Genomic DNA, 13,705 nt, shown 5'->3' on the forward strand with positions numbered 1-13,705 from the left:
AATTGTTCAACGATTTTTGATTTCGATGGAACACGCCCATTATTTTTGCCGTCATAGTGTCATAGGGTTAATACTAGGTTTGCTGAGAAATCAGACAGGCCATGGGGCGCCAAAGCATGACCTTAAGGCAGTCTTAAGAGCCCTCTAAAGCCTGGAAATGCAGGCGCAAAAATGCCACCACGGCGGCTGGAGCGCGGTGGTGGCTGGCGTGAGGCAGCAGTGCAGCAGGGCGGCGGTTCAGCCCTTGTTGGCGCTGTCGCCGGCAGGCTTGTCGGCGGGGGTGGCGCTAGTGGTTGCCACCGCTGCAGTGCCGGTGCTGCCTGGCTTGGGCGCTTGCCAGCCGATGAATTGGGGGTAGATGGTGGCGACCCCTTTGCCATTGAAATCCCAGCCTTTGCACTGCCCCAGATGGCGGGGTGGCTGGTCCGATTGGGGGCGCGCAAAGGCCTGGTTCACGCTCTGGAAGGCGGCAGTCGCCATGTTGAACAGCAGCTCGCGCATATGGGTGCAGCCCTCGATGTTGCCGAGGTTGGCTTCGATGGCCTTGCGCCAACCGCGCGCCATGCAGCAGCCCACCATGCGTTGCATCGCGGGCAGGGCCAGCGGGCACTCGCCCAGCGGATGCGCATCCATCGCGACCTCGATCGCCACCACTGTAAGTGTTGTATCAATGGTACAGCGAATCCACATATGGTGAATGGGTTCTCCGGCCATGCGTTTGCGCTCGCCGGACAGCACCAGGTCATAGGCCTTGGTGTCCACCAGCTCGCCTTCGACATCCCAGAGCCCGTCGGCGCGCTCGAAGCTGCGGTAACGCACATCGCGCAAATGTTTGGGGACTCGGTTGGGGACGGGAGACAAAGGCATGGGAGAGGGTGTCGCGGTGGGATTGTTTTTTATGAATGACCCGGTTTGGTGCAGACGGCGCGGTATCGCTGCGCTGCCATGCCAACAGTGTTGATCACTATGCGGCTGTTGCTGCGGGCTGTCTGTGCAGCAGGTGACAGAGGGGCTGCCGGCTGCGCAGAGCCCTCTATTGTAAAAACAATCGCGCCGCCGCTGCAGAGCAGGGGCGGCGCTGTGGGGGAGGGCCTGCGAGCCGGTATCAGCCGTGGCGGATCGCGACGGTCTTCAGCGTGGTAAAGCCATACAGCGCTTCAAAGCCCTTTTCGCGGCCGTGGCCGCTGGCCTTGGTGCCGCCAAAGGGCAGCTCCACACCGCCGCCGGCGCCGTAGTTGTTGATGAAGACCTGGCCGCTGCGCAGGCGCTTGGCCACGCGGAACTGGCGGCCGCCATCGCGCGTCCAGACGCCGGCGACCAGGCCGAACTGGGTGGCATTGGCCATCTTGATGGCTTCTTCCTCGGTGTCGAAGGCCATGGCGCTGAGAATGGGGCCAAAGATCTCTTCCTGGGCCAGGCGGTGGTCCACGGGCACATCGCGCAGCAAGGTGGGGGCCTGGTAGTAGCCGCCCTCTGGGGCCTCGTCGATGATCTGGCCCTGCGCGACGACGGAGATGCCGTCGTTGTGCGCATCGCTCAGAAAATCCCAGACGCGCTGCTGCTGGGTCTGGCGGATCAGCGGGCCCAGGTCCAGGTCCAGGCTGGCCGGGCCCACGCGCAGCGCTTCGAAGGCGCTTCCCAGGCGTGCCAGCAGGGTTTCGTAAATGCTGCGTTCGACCAGCAGACGCGAGCCGGCCGAGCAGGTCTGGCCGGAGTTCTGGATGATGGCGTTGATGATGGTCGGGATGGCGGCATCCAGATCGGCATCGGCAAACACGATCTGCGGGCTCTTGCCACCGAGCTCCAACGTGCAGGGGCAGTGGCGCTCGGCAGCGGCCTGCTCGATCAAGGTGCCGATGCGGGGGCTGCCGGTAAAGCTGATGTGGTCCACATCGGGATGGCGGGCCAGCGCGTCGCCCACTTCATGGCCAAAACCGGTGACGATGTTGATGGCGCCGGCAGGAAAGCCCACGTCGGCCGCCAGCTGCGCCACGCGGATGAGGCTCAGGCATGCGTCTTCGGAGGGCTTGACGACGCAGACATTGCCTGCCGCCAGCGCGGCGCCCACGCAGCGGCCAAAGATCTGCATCGGGTAGTTCCAGGGCACGATATGGCCGGTCACGCCATGGGGTTCGCGCCAGGTCAGCACGCTGAAATCATGGGGATAGGGAATCGTCTCGCCATGGAGCTTGTCAGCCGCGCCGGCGTAGAACTCGAAATAGCGCCCCAGCGCCAATGCGTCGGCCTTGGCCTGCTTCGTGGGCTTGCCGCAATCACGCTGCTCGATGGCGGCCAGCTCATCGGCATGCTCCAGCACCTTGGCCGACAGGCGCATCATCAGGCGGCTGCGTTCCGCAGGGCTGGTCTTGCGCCATACGTTGTCGTAGCACAGACGTGCGGCCTGCACCGCATGGTCGACATCTTCCGCATTGCCACGCTGGATTTCATCAAAGGGTTGGCCGTCAGAGGGGTCGAGGACGGGGATGGTCTTGCCCGACAGCGAGGGCACAGAGGCGTTGGCGATGTAATGCAATTGCATGGCGTTGTTCCGTTCTGGGTGCAATAGGCGGCGGAGTCTGCCAGCTGGCAGGCTCGAAACGGCCACCACGATAGCGCAGGAATGGGCCAGCGCCTACCGGGATGAGCCCGCGGTTGTCACGGGTTTGACCAGCCCATTTGAGCAGCCTGTTGGCACTTTTTGGGCGATGGCGGGCCAATGCACCTAAAATCACGGGGTTTTGCCGCTGGCGGGCCGATTTTTTGCGTGCTGCCGGCCCTCCATTCAATTGACCTCATAGGAATCGCATGTCCTTCGAAAAACTGACCCCTGGCTCCAAGGCCCCTGATGTCTTCAATGTTGTGATCGAAATTTCGGCCAACTCCGCTCCTGTGAAGTACGAAGTGGACAAGGATTCGGGCTGCGTGTTTGTGGACCGCTTCCTGGGCACCGCGATGCACTACCCCGTGAACTACGGCTATGTGCCCCAGACGCTGTCGGGCGACGGCGACCCGGTGGACGTGCTGGTGATGACGCCTTTCCCGTTGCCTACCGGTGTGGTGGTGCCTTGCCGCGCGATCGGCATCCTGCAGATGGAAGATGAGTCCGGCGTGGACGGCAAGGTGCTGGCCGTGCCCACGCAGAAGCTGCTGCCTTCCTACGACAAGATCAACCACCTGAGCGATATCCATGACCTGGTGCTGCAGCAGATCTCGCACTTCTTCGAACACTACAAGGACCTGGAAAAGGGCAAGTGGGTGAAGGTGCTGGGCTGGAAGGGCGTGGACGAAGCGCACAAGGAAATCCTCGACGGCATCGCCAACTGCAAGAAGTAAGAAGGTGCCGCCTGCTGGGGCCTTGCGGCCCTCGCCAGGCCATGCTGACAAAAGCCGGTTTTTCACCGGCTTTTTGCTTTTGGGCGATGCGCCAGGCGCTAAGCTGGCAGGCATACAAAAAAGCGAAGGAGCGAGCAAGTGGTTGATGTCGTCGATTGCGTGGTGATTGGTGCAGGGGTGGTGGGGCTGGCTGTCGCCCGTGAGCTCGCCTTGGCGGGGCGGGAAGTGCTGGTGCTGGAGGCCCAGGATGCCATTGGTACGGGCACGAGCTCGCGCAACAGCGAGGTGATCCATGCCGGCATCTACTACGCCCAGGGATCGCGCAAGGCGCGCTGGTGTGTGGAGGGCAAGGCGCTGCTGTACGCTTACTGCCAGGAGCGAGGTATTGACCACCAGCGCAGCGGCAAGCTGATTGTGGCCACGTCCGAATCACAGCGCGCGAAGCTGCAGGACATTGCCCGCCATGCCGCTGCCAATGGCGTCGATGACCTGGTGCTGCTCAGCCGCGAAGAGGCCCGGGCACTCGAGCCCGCGCTGGAATGTGTGGCGGCGCTGCATTCGCCCAGTACCGGCATTGTCGACAGCCACGGCCTGATGCTCAGCCTGCAAGGCGACCTGGAAAATGCCGGTGGCATGGTGGTCTTCAACAGCCCGTTGGCTGCCGCCCGCTGCGACGAGGGCAGTATCTTGCTGCGCACCGAAGATGGCACCGAGCTGCAGGCCACGACCGTGGTCAATGCTGCCGGCCTGTGGGCGCCCGATCTGGCGCGCAAGTTTGAAGGCGCAGACCTGACGCAGCTGCCGACCGCCCATTACGCCAAGGGCAACTACTTCACGCTGTCGGGCCGCGCGCCTTTCAGGCATCTGATCTACCCGGTGCCCGAGGTCGGTGGCCTGGGCGTGCATCTGACCCTGGACCTGGGTGGTCAGGCCAAGTTTGGCCCGGATGTGCAGTGGGTGCAAAGCCCGGAGGACCTGGTCGTTGATCCCGCCCGTGGCGAGGCCTTTTACGCGGCCGTGCGCCGCTACTGGCCGGCGCTGCAGGAGGGTGCGCTTGCAGCCGGCTACGCCGGCATCCGGCCCAAGATCAGCGGCCCTGGCGAGCCCGATGCCGACTTTGTACTGCAAGGCCCGGATGTGCATGGCGCCGTTGGTCTCTTCCATTTGCTGGGCATCGAATCTCCGGGGTTGACCAGCTGCCTGGCGATTGCGAAGGCCGTGGCCCGGGAAGTGGCCGCGCCTGGGGCATAGGCATGGATTACGCCCCGCGTGGACTGTGCTGGGAAAACTACAAATAGACGCTTTTGTACCGCGATAGTCGGAATCTTCTGACAGGCAGGGGTGCATATCTGAACCCGGCAGCGCCGCTTTCTCCGTTAACATGTAACGGAGCTAACGCCATGCCGCAGCCATTGTCTGCGCTGCACGGCGTCTGCGGAACTTTCCTGTAGCCTGACCAAGAAAAGGATGATGAATATGCGTAAATCCAATTTGCTGAGCGATACCGTTGAGAATGCCCAGGCTGATCTGGAAAAACTGGTGAGCGATCTGCGCGGCGTGCTGTCGAGCAAGGACCTGGACGGCGTGCCGGACATCAAGCAACTGCGCCAGCGCCTGGAAGACACCGCTGGCGATGCCCGTGAAGGTGCAGTGCGCGCAGCCCAGGAAGCTGCCCGTCAAGCCAAGGAGGCCGCACTGGCCGCAGACCGCTATGCCCACGATGAGCCATGGCGCGTTGCTGGCGCAGCGTTGGCCGTAGGCGCGCTGATCGGCTTTATCTTCTCGCGCCGCTAAGCTGCGCCCGATGGCCGGTTGCCGGCACCATAGCCGCACTGGCCTGGCCCGCCGGGCCAAGACCTAGAACAAGGGGCACCCCGGTGCCCCATATGCACGAGGAGAGTCCATGAACTGGTTGTCTGTGCTGGGCGTGGATGACATGCTGCTGCGCTTTCGCGCGCTGCTGTCTGAAAGCGCCATGGCGGCTGAAGACCGAATGGATCTGCTGGCCATTGAATGGCAGGAGCAGAAGAAAAACCTGATCTGGCTGGTACTGATGGGTTTGGTGGTCGCAGGCCTGACCATCGTCGCGCTGACGGTGCTGTCGGGCGCCATCATCATTTCGTTCTGGGATACGCCCAACCGCATGCTCGCCACCTGGCTGGTGGCTGGTGTCTGGCTGGTGCTGTGGCTGGGTGTTCTGGCTTTCCTGTATTTCACGACGAAGAAAGCCGCCAATCCCTTCCAGCTGACCAAGACCGTGCTGCGCCAGGACTGGCAAGCGGTCAAGGGCCGTCTTAAATAATGCAGGTGACCAACGCTATGAGCAATGCAAGCAAGGACGCTGATCTGGTGCTGCTGCAGGCCACGGATCCGCAAGCGCGAGAAGTGCTGCAGCGTATAGAGAACCAGCGTGAACGTCTCGAAGGCCGCCGCCTGGCGCGCCAGCAGGCACTCACGCTGCGCAGAGATGCTGCCGGAGGCCAGCACAACCCCATGGCCTATGGCACGTTGGCAGAGCGCTTGATCAACTTTGGCCGTGAGCATCCTTTGGTATGTGCCGGTCTGGTCGGTGCGGGTCTGTTGCTGGGCCCCCGTAAGCTGATTCGCATGGCCTCGATCGCGATGCCCATCGTGATGAAATTGCGCCGCAGCCATTAGGCTGCACGCGAGCGCAGCCTCGCACCTTTGGCTCCCTGGAGACCGCCATGCTTTACCGCATGGCGGTTTTTTTTCGTGCTACAGCCACGGGCACAGTCCCGGCAATAGGGACAGTCCGCTTGCTGTCTGCGATGGCATCGCGAAAATACGCTGTCAAGCCCCGCTTATCTGGGTAGAATGCGCGGCGCGCTGTGTATATACGCATTGCGTGGTGCACTTGTTTTTTGCGCTGTGATCGGTGTTGCTGGTGCTGCAACGGACGGCCCATGACGCATGTTTGCTCCTCAAAATGGAGCAAGCAGGGGCCTGTGCACCGCAGCGGCGCAAGACACGGTACAGAACTTGCTTCTCTCGCCCGCCCACTTGATCGCAGGTGGATCTCACCCCTAAGGAGTTTCTTGATGACTACACGGCGTCGTATTGTTCAAACCTGTCTGGCTGCGCTTCCCCTTGCGCTGGCCGGCCTGTCGGCTGCACCGGCCTGGGCGCAGACCAAGGTCAAGGTCGCGGCGGTGTACACCGTGCCGTATGAACAGCAATGGGTCAGCCGCATCCATGAGGCGCTCAAGGCGGCCGAGGCGCGTGGCGAGATCGAGTACAAGTCCAGCGAGAACGTCGCCAATGCGGACTACGAGCGCGTGATGCGCGAGTACGCGACGGGCGGTGCGCAGCTGATGTTTGGCGAGGTGTTCGGCGTGGAAGCGGCTGCTCGCAAGGTTGCCAAGGACTTTCCGAAGACCGCCTTTGTGATGGGCTCGTCCGGCAAGGTCCAGGCGCCCAATTTCAGTGTGTTCGACAACTATATCCAGGAGCCTGCGTACCTGACGGGCATGGTGGCCGGCGGCATGACCAAGACGGGCAAGATCGGCATGGTCGGCGGTTTCCCGATTCCGGAAGTCAACCGCCTGATGCATGCCTTCATGGCGGGTGCCAAGGAAGTGAACCCCAAGGTGGAGTTCACCGTCAGTTTCATCAACAGCTGGTTTGACCCGCCCAAGGCCAAGGAAGCGACCTTTGCGATGATCGACAAGGGTGCGGACGTGCTCTATGCCGAGCGGTTTGGTGTGAGCGATGCGGCCAAGGAGAAGGGCAAGCTGGCGATCGGCAACGTGATCAACACCCAGGCACAGTACCCCGATACCGTGGTGGCTTCGGCGCTGTGGCACATGGAGCCCAGCGTGGAGCGCGCGATCAAGGCGGTGAAGGACGGCAGCTACAAGGCTGAGGACTACGGCCCGTACTCGATGATGAAGTACAAGGGCTCGTCGCTGGCACCGTTTGGCACCTTCGAGAAGAAGCTGCCCGCAGACTTGATCGCCAAGGTGCAGGCCAAGCAGGCCGACATCCTGTCGGGCAAGTTCACCGTGAAGGTCGACGACTCGCAACCCAAGTCCACGGCCAAGTAAGCCGGGCTTGGATTGCATAGGCGCTGTGCCCACTGGCATGGCGCCTCCACTTCCAGCTCCGGCACTTGCCGGGGCTGTTTTTGTGCCCGCTGGCAGGCCCCGCCGCCTGCCCAGCGAACCCAGCGGCCCCTTTGCCCATGTCTCCTCCAAGCTCCTCTCCTGTCGTGCTCCAGCTGCATGGCATCACCAAACGTTTTGGCCCCCTGGTGGCCAATGATTCCATTTCGCTGACCCTGCACCGGGGTGAGATGGTGGCCCTGCTGGGCGAGAACGGTGCGGGCAAATCCACGTTGATGTCGATCCTGTTTGGCCACTATGTGGCCGACGAGGGGGAGATCACGGTGAGGGGCCAGCCGCTGCCGCCGGGCCAGCCGCGTGCCTCGCTGGCTGCCGGCATCGGCATGGTGCACCAGCACTTTGCGCTGGCCGACAACCTGAGTGTGCTGGACAACATCATCGTGGGCAGCGAATCGCTGCTGCGCCTGCAGTCGGCCAAGCGCCAGGCCCGTGCCAAGCTGGTCGAGGTCGCGCGCCAGTTTGGTCTGGTGGTGGACCCGGATGCGCGGGTGGGCAGCCTGTCGGTGGGTGAGCGCCAACGGGTGGAAATCCTCAAGGCGCTGTACCGGGGCGCCAAGATCCTGATTCTGGATGAGCCGACCGCCGTGCTGACCCCGCAGGAGAGCGAGGCGCTGTTTGCGACCTTGTCCCAGATGGTGGCGCAGGGACTGTCGATCATTTTCATCAGCCACAAGCTCGGCGAAGTGCTGCGTGTGGCCGACCGCGTGGCCGTGCTGCGGCACGGCAAGCTGGTGGCCGAGGCGCCGACTGCCGGCAGCACCCAGGCGCAGCTGGCGCAGTGGATGGTGGGCGAGGCGGTGAGCCTGCCCGAGCGCCAACCTGCCGCCAAGGTGGGCGGCGAGGTCTGCAGCCTGCGCCATGTGCACACCACGGCCTCGGCCAAGTCCACCGCGCGCGATCGCCTGGTCGATGTATCGCTGGTACTCAAGGCCGGTGAGCTGGTGGCGATCGCCGGTGTCTCGGGCAATGGCCAGGTGGCTTTGGCCGATATGCTCTGCGGCATGCGCCGCCCGGGCCAGGGCACGGTGCAGTACCTGGGCGCGCCGATGCCAGCGTCGGCCGTGGCCCTGGTCGCCCAGGGTGTGGCCCGTATCCCAGAAGACCGGCATGGCACCGGCGTGGTCGGTGATTTGCCGGTGTGGGAAAACGCGGTGTCCGAGCGGCTGCGCAGCCCCTGGTTCTCGCGCTGGGGCTGGGTGCGCCGTGCGCAGGCGCGCAGCCAGGCCCAGCATGTGTCCCGGCAGTTCGACGTGCGCGGTGGCGGGCTCGATGCGCCGGCCCGCTCGCTGTCGGGCGGCAATATGCAAAAACTGATTCTGGGCCGGGCGCTGTTGGCACCTCAAGGCGCCGAGGGCATGGCGCCACGCCTGATTGTGGCGCACCAACCCACCTGGGGGCTGGACATTGGCGCGGTGCGCTTTGTGCACCAGCAGCTGCTGGCGGCCCGCGATGCCGGCGCTGCGGTGCTGCTGATCTCGGACGATCTGGACGAGGTGCTGGCACTGGGTGACCGCATCGGTGTGATGCACGAGGGCCACCTGTCGCCCGTGCTGCCTTTTGCGGACTGGAGCCGCGAGACCATCGGTCTGGCCATGGCCGGATCCCCTATGACAGCGCCTGTGCACCAGCGCTGAGAGACTGCCATGCGTATAGAAAAAAGAGCAACCCCGTCGAAGCTGGCCATGGTGGCTGCGCCCTTGGGGGCCGTTGTATTTACCCTGGCCATCAGCGGCTTGCTGGTGCTGTGGGCCGGCGCGCCCGTTGGTGCGACCTATCTGGCGCTGTTCAAAGGGGCCTTTGGCTCGCTGTTTGCGCTGTCCGAGACCTTGACGCGCGCTGTGCCGCTGATCCTGACCGGCCTGGCCGCGGCAGTGGCTTTCCGGGCGCGGCTGTTCAACATTGGTGCCGAAGGCCAGCTGTATGCCGGTGCGGTGGCGGCTGTGGCCGTGGGCGGCATGCATGGCGGCACCGGCTTTGAGCTGCCCATTTATCTGCTGTTTCCGCTGATGCTGCTGGCCGCCGCACTGGCCGGCGCGGCCTTGCTGCTGGGCCCTGCGTTGATGAAGACCAAGCTGGGTGTGGACGAGGTGGTCACCACGTTGCTGCTGAACTTTGTCATGCTGCTGGCAGTATCCTATCTGCTCGATGGCCCGATGAAAGACCCGATGGCGATGGGCTGGCCGCAGAGCGTGGCGCTGCAGGGCGACCTGGAACTGGGCAAGCTCATTGCGCAGACCCGTTTGCACAATGGCCTGCTGATTGCCGTTGGCCTGGCCGTGGCGCTGTGGCTGCTGCTGCAGCGGGCGGTGCCGGGATTCGACATTCGCGCCGCAGGTGCCAACCCCCGGGCAGCGGCTTTTGCCGGCGTGCCGGTGACCCGCACCGTGGTGCTGGTGGCGCTGCTGTCGGGCGGTCTTGCAGGCCTGGCCGGCGCCATCGAGGTGGCGGGCCGCACCAGTTACCTGACTCTGGACATGTCGCCCGGCTATGGCTACAGCGGCATCGTGATCGCGATGCTGGCAGGGCTGCATCCGCTGGGTGTGGTGGCCTCGGCCGTGTTTGTGGCTGGCATGCTGGTGGGGGCCGACAGCATGAGCCGAGCGGTAGGCGTGCCCAATGCGATTGCCGATGTGATCGTCGCGGCCTCGCTGTTGTCGGTGCTGGTGGCCAGCCTGATGACCCAATACCGCTTGCGCAGAAAGTGAGATCTGCGATGTTGAAACCCCAAAAACAAAGCGCAGCGCGAGGTGCCCGATGAGCGACGTGATGGATATTTTGGCCAATGCCTCTTTCTGGGTGGCCGTGCTGCGTACGGCCACACCGCTGCTGCTGGGCACGCTGGGGGTGCTGCTGTGCGAGCGCGCCGGCGTGCTGAACCTGGGCATCGAGGGCATCATGGTGGCCGGGGCCTTTACCGGCTGGCTGACCGTGTATGCCGGCCATGGCCTGTGGACGGGGGTGCTGGTGGCCGCACTCACCGGCGCGGTGCTGGGCAGCCTGCATGCCTGGCTGACGGTGGGGCTGGCGCTGTCGCAGCACGTATCGGGCCTGGGCATCACCATGCTGGCGACCGCCTTGTCGTACTACGGTTACCGGGTGAGCTTTCCCAAGGTGAACACACCGCCCACGATCACGCCTTTTGAGGCGATGGACTGGCTGCCGATTCCGATTCTGGGCGACCAGACGGCCTTGACCTTGCTGGCCCTGCTGCTGGTGCCTTTGCTCGCCTGGGTGCTGTTTCGCACGCCCCTCGGTCTGGCCGTGCGCATGGTCGGCGAGAACCCGCAGGCCGCAGAAGGGCAGGGCGTGGCCGTGATGGCTGTGCGCAGTGGTGCCATCATTGCGGGCTCGGCACTGATGGGCGTGGCCGGTGCCTTCCTGACCCTGTCGGCCTTCAATGCCTTTTTCTTCAACATGGTCAACGGCCGGGGCTGGATCTGCGTGGCACTGGTGGTGTTTGCCTCCTGGCGGCCGGGCAAGGCCCTGCTGGGCGCGCTGCTGTTTGCGTTCTTCGATGCGCTGCAGCTGCGCCTGCAGCAGTCGGGCGATGGCCTCGTGCCCTACCAGTTCTATTTGATGCTGCCGTACCTGCTGTCGATCCTGGCGCTGGTGCTGGTGGCCCGCAAAGCCGCGTACCCGCAGGCGCTGATGAAACCCTACCGCAAAGGCGAGCGCTGAGCCGCGCGCCGCGCCCCACGATGCAGACCAGGGTCTGCCTACAAGGATAAACAATGCTTGATTTATTGATTCGCAATGCCAGCCTGGCCGATGGCCGCAAGAACATGTCGGTGGCTGTGCAGGACGGCAAGATTGCCGAGGTGAGCGAGGGCCTGCAGGCGCCAGCGGCCGAGGTGGTGGATGCCGAGGGCCTGCTGCTGAGCCCGCCCTTTGTGGACCCGCATTTCCACATGGACGCCACGCTGAGCTACGGCATGCCGCGTGTCAACGAAAGCGGCACCTTGCTCGAAGGCATTGCGCTCTGGGGCGAACTCAAGCCCCAGCTGACGCATGAGGCCCTCGTCGAACGCGCCTTGGCCTACTGTGACTGGGCGGTGGCGCGTGGCCTGCTGGCCATCCGCAGCCATGTGGACACCAGTGACCCCAGCCTGCTGCCGGTCGAAGCGATGCTCGATGTGCAAAAGCGCGTGGCGCCGTATATCGATCTGCAGCTGGTGGCTTTTCCGCAGGATGGCGTGCTGCGCACACCGGGCGGGCTGGACAACCTCAAGCGCGCGCTGGACCTGGGCGTCGATGTCGTCGGGGGCATTCCGCACTTTGAGCGCACGATGGCCGATGGCGCAGAGAGCGTGCGCATTCTCTGCGAACTGGCGGCCGAGCGCGGCAAGCGGGTGGACATGCACTGTGACGAGTCGGATGACCCGATGTCGCGCCATGTGGAGACGCTGGCCTACCACACGCAGCGCCTGGGGCTGCATGGCCGCGTGACCGGTTCGCACCTGACTTCCATGCACAGCATGGACAACTACTACGTCAGCAAGCTGATGGCCCTGATGGCCGAGGCGCAGCTGGGCGTTGTCAGCAACCCCTTGATCAACATCACGATCCAGGGCCGCCATGACAGCTACCCCAAGCGCCGGGGCATGACGCGCGTGCCTGAGCTGATGGCCGCCGGCCTGACCGTTGCCTTTGGCCATGACTGCGTGATGGACCCCTGGTACAGCCTGGGATCGGGCGATGCACTGGAGGTGGCGAGCATGGGCCTGCATGTGGCGCAGATGACCAGCCGCGCAGGCATGCAGCAGTGCTTCGATGCCATCACGCTGAACCCGGCACGCCTGCTGGGCCTGCAAGGCTATGGCATTGAAAGGGGCGCGCATGCCGACTTTGTGCTGCTGCATGCCAAGGACCCCGTCGAGGCCTTGCGCCTGAAGGCCACGCGCCTGGGCGTTTGGCGCCGAGGCCAGCGCATTGCCAGCACGCCGGCACCGGTGGCCCGCTTGAACCTGCCTGGGCGCCCAGCCAGCACCAGCTTGCTGAGCGCGCGTTAAGCACGGCCTTTCAGCGCTGCTGCAAGCGTTTGCGGATGGGCTCGAACTCTGGTGTCGCGCGGCGCTTCACCGGGTCGGGCTGGCCTTTTTCCATCGCATCCCAGTAGCGCCAGTGCACCTTGGCCTGGCCCAGTTCGTAGTCCATCGCGTCCCAGGCATCTTCGCGGAAGCTGTAGAAGGCCCAGTGGTAGCGCTTGTCTTCGGCATAAGACAGAACATCGTCCAGGTACTGGCTGCAGCTGTCGAGCATGCGCACACAGCCAAACTCGCCCATGACGATCTGCTCCGGCGCGATCGACAAGGAGCGCGCCCAGCCGTTGACGGTATCCAGGTACCGGGCCACGCGCTCCTTGTTCCACGGCTGGGTCTTGCCGGCAAACGGCACCTCGCCCGGGTAGCGGTAGGGCTGCTTGCGCTTGAGGTTGAGGCCGCTGGTGGCCTGGTAGGGCTCGTACATGTGAAAGCTGTACAGCACCCGTTTGTCCTCTAGTGCTTTGGGCCAGTAGGCGAAGGCATCGGCCGCGCCATACCAGCCGGCATCGACCATGATGGGCGTGTCCGGGTCGACGGCACGCACCTGGGCAATGAGGTAGTTGTAGAAGGCGAGCAGATCGCGCGATCCACCTTTGGCCTTGGCATACCAGGCCTGCATCTCCGCTGGGCTGGCATGCTCGGGCAGGCCGCCTTCCTTCTCGGGCGCGGGTTCATTGACCAGGTTGTAGGCCGCTATGCCGGGCGTGTCCTTCAACGCGCGGGCGAGGTCTTGCCAAAACTGGCCTGCGGCCTTCCAGTGCGCCTTGTCCTGCCAGATGCGGTCATCAAACTTGCCATCGTTGTTTTGTGACCAGCGGGACAACGGCAGCGACAGCGGTGCAATCACCACCTTCAAGCCCGCCGCATCGGCCTGGGCCACCGAGGCTTTCAAGGTGGCCAGATCCACGGCGGACAGGCGCTCGTAGTCGTCGGCATTGCCCATCAGGAAATCACGCTGCTCGGGCTTCCATTTGTCATACGACAGCCGTACCCAGCTGGCGCCATAGCCGCGCAGTGCTTCGTAGTAGCTGGCATCCGGCGGCAGGCGGTTGAAGCTGTTGCCACCCCGTTGGGTGTCGGTCCAGAAGGCCGCCAGATCGGCCGCTTGCACGGATGCGGTCAGCGCCATCGCGACGGCCAGGCTGGGTACAGAGATCTTGAACATCGAAGCAGGGCGCTGAAGGCCAG

13 protein-coding genes are annotated in these 13,705 nt (G+C 64.1%); 10 read left to right on the plus strand and 3 right to left on the minus strand.

The features are described 5' to 3' along the window. Nucleotides 1-237: 237 nt before the first annotated feature. Both ACHWUQ_RS16335 and ACHWUQ_RS16340 read right to left on the minus strand, forming a co-directional pair. Entirely contained in the window at nucleotides 238-867 is a 630-nt protein-coding gene (locus tag ACHWUQ_RS16335) for a DUF2889 domain-containing protein (protein WP_394681768.1), read from the minus strand. Nucleotides 868-1,105: 238 nt separating this feature from the next. Continuing rightward, a complete protein-coding gene (locus ACHWUQ_RS16340; protein WP_239811881.1) occupies nucleotides 1,106-2,539 on the minus strand; it encodes an aldehyde dehydrogenase family protein in 1,434 nt (477 codons plus the stop codon). Between the two features lie 266 nt (nucleotides 2,540-2,805). On the opposite strand from ACHWUQ_RS16340, the gene ppa reads away from it, so the two are divergent. The 10 genes from ppa to ACHWUQ_RS16390 all read left to right on the plus strand — a co-directional run bounded on the left by ppa (nucleotide 2,806) and on the right by ACHWUQ_RS16390 (nucleotide 12,484). Then, on the plus strand, nucleotides 2,806-3,333 hold the full coding sequence (gene ppa / locus ACHWUQ_RS16345; protein ID WP_239811882.1) for an inorganic diphosphatase: 528 nt from the start codon (nucleotides 2,806-2,808) through the stop codon (nucleotides 3,331-3,333). A 138-nt stretch (nucleotides 3,334-3,471) separates the two neighbouring features. Beyond that, the gene (locus ACHWUQ_RS16350) at nucleotides 3,472-4,584 is read left to right on the plus strand and encodes an NAD(P)/FAD-dependent oxidoreductase (RefSeq protein WP_394681769.1); all 1,113 of its coding nucleotides are present in this window, start codon (nucleotides 3,472-3,474) and stop codon (nucleotides 4,582-4,584) included. A gap of 225 nt (nucleotides 4,585-4,809) precedes the next feature. Beyond that, complete coding sequence (locus ACHWUQ_RS16355; RefSeq protein ID WP_133856071.1) at nucleotides 4,810-5,127, plus strand: YqjD family protein; 318 nt, start codon at nucleotides 4,810-4,812, stop codon at nucleotides 5,125-5,127. A 109-nt stretch (nucleotides 5,128-5,236) separates the two neighbouring features. Next, nucleotides 5,237-5,635, plus strand: a complete 399-nt coding sequence (locus ACHWUQ_RS16360; protein WP_312409028.1) for a phage holin family protein — start codon at nucleotides 5,237-5,239, stop codon at nucleotides 5,633-5,635. A gap of 17 nt (nucleotides 5,636-5,652) precedes the next feature. Next, nucleotides 5,653-5,991, plus strand: a complete 339-nt coding sequence (locus ACHWUQ_RS16365; protein WP_239811885.1) for a hypothetical protein — start codon at nucleotides 5,653-5,655, stop codon at nucleotides 5,989-5,991. A 401-nt stretch (nucleotides 5,992-6,392) separates the two neighbouring features. Beyond that, nucleotides 6,393-7,397 (plus strand): BMP family protein, encoded by a 1,005-nt coding sequence (locus tag ACHWUQ_RS16370; protein ID WP_394681770.1) that lies wholly within the window; start codon nucleotides 6,393-6,395, stop codon nucleotides 7,395-7,397. A 137-nt stretch (nucleotides 7,398-7,534) separates the two neighbouring features. Then, a complete protein-coding gene (locus tag ACHWUQ_RS16375) occupies nucleotides 7,535-9,109 on the plus strand; it encodes an ABC transporter ATP-binding protein (protein ID WP_394681771.1) in 1,575 nt (524 codons plus the stop codon). A 9-nt stretch (nucleotides 9,110-9,118) separates the two neighbouring features. Beyond that, nucleotides 9,119-10,180 carry an ABC transporter permease gene (locus ACHWUQ_RS16380; protein ID WP_239811888.1) on the plus strand — a complete coding sequence of 354 codons (1,062 nt, stop codon included), beginning with the start codon at nucleotides 9,119-9,121 and terminating at the stop codon, nucleotides 10,178-10,180. Nucleotides 10,181-10,229: 49 nt separating this feature from the next. Further along, on the plus strand, nucleotides 10,230-11,153 hold the full coding sequence (locus ACHWUQ_RS16385; RefSeq protein WP_021025091.1) for an ABC transporter permease: 924 nt from the start codon (nucleotides 10,230-10,232) through the stop codon (nucleotides 11,151-11,153). A gap of 53 nt (nucleotides 11,154-11,206) precedes the next feature. Next, entirely contained in the window at nucleotides 11,207-12,484 is a 1,278-nt protein-coding gene (locus tag ACHWUQ_RS16390) for an amidohydrolase family protein (RefSeq protein WP_394681772.1), read from the plus strand. 10 nt (nucleotides 12,485-12,494) lie between these two features. Here ACHWUQ_RS16390 and ACHWUQ_RS16395 read toward each other — a convergent pair whose 3' ends face one another. Further along, nucleotides 12,495-13,682 (minus strand): glycoside hydrolase family 5 protein, encoded by a 1,188-nt coding sequence (locus ACHWUQ_RS16395; RefSeq protein ID WP_394681773.1) that lies wholly within the window; start codon nucleotides 13,680-13,682, stop codon nucleotides 12,495-12,497. Nucleotides 13,683-13,705 lie beyond the last annotated feature (23 nt).

The organism is uncultured Comamonas sp. (genome assembly GCF_964277875.1).
Lineage (GTDB): Bacteria > Pseudomonadota > Gammaproteobacteria > Burkholderiales > Burkholderiaceae_C > Comamonas > Comamonas sediminis.

Bases quoted from the DNA above. Each gene is read 5' to 3' on its own strand.
- ACHWUQ_RS16335 (WP_394681768.1), bottom strand. From the start codon at position 867: ATGCCTTTGTCTCCCGTCCCCAACCGAGTCCCCAAACATTTGCGCGAT.
- ACHWUQ_RS16340 (WP_239811881.1), bottom strand. From the start codon at position 2,539: ATGCAATTGCATTACATCGCCAACGCCTCTGTGCCCTCGCTGTCGGGC.
- ppa (WP_239811882.1), top strand. From the start codon at position 2,806: ATGTCCTTCGAAAAACTGACCCCTGGCTCCAAGGCCCCTGATGTCTTC.
- ACHWUQ_RS16355 (WP_133856071.1), top strand. From the start codon at position 4,810: ATGCGTAAATCCAATTTGCTGAGCGATACCGTTGAGAATGCCCAGGCT.
- ACHWUQ_RS16360 (WP_312409028.1), top strand. From the start codon at position 5,237: ATGAACTGGTTGTCTGTGCTGGGCGTGGATGACATGCTGCTGCGCTTT.
- ACHWUQ_RS16365 (WP_239811885.1), top strand. From the start codon at position 5,653: ATGAGCAATGCAAGCAAGGACGCTGATCTGGTGCTGCTGCAGGCCACG.
- ACHWUQ_RS16370 (WP_394681770.1), top strand. From the start codon at position 6,393: ATGACTACACGGCGTCGTATTGTTCAAACCTGTCTGGCTGCGCTTCCC.
- ACHWUQ_RS16375 (WP_394681771.1), top strand. From the start codon at position 7,535: ATGTCTCCTCCAAGCTCCTCTCCTGTCGTGCTCCAGCTGCATGGCATC.
- ACHWUQ_RS16380 (WP_239811888.1), top strand. From the start codon at position 9,119: ATGCGTATAGAAAAAAGAGCAACCCCGTCGAAGCTGGCCATGGTGGCT.
- ACHWUQ_RS16385 (WP_021025091.1), top strand. From the start codon at position 10,230: ATGAGCGACGTGATGGATATTTTGGCCAATGCCTCTTTCTGGGTGGCC.
- ACHWUQ_RS16390 (WP_394681772.1), top strand. From the start codon at position 11,207: ATGCTTGATTTATTGATTCGCAATGCCAGCCTGGCCGATGGCCGCAAG.
- ACHWUQ_RS16395 (WP_394681773.1), bottom strand. From the start codon at position 13,682: ATGTTCAAGATCTCTGTACCCAGCCTGGCCGTCGCGATGGCGCTGACC.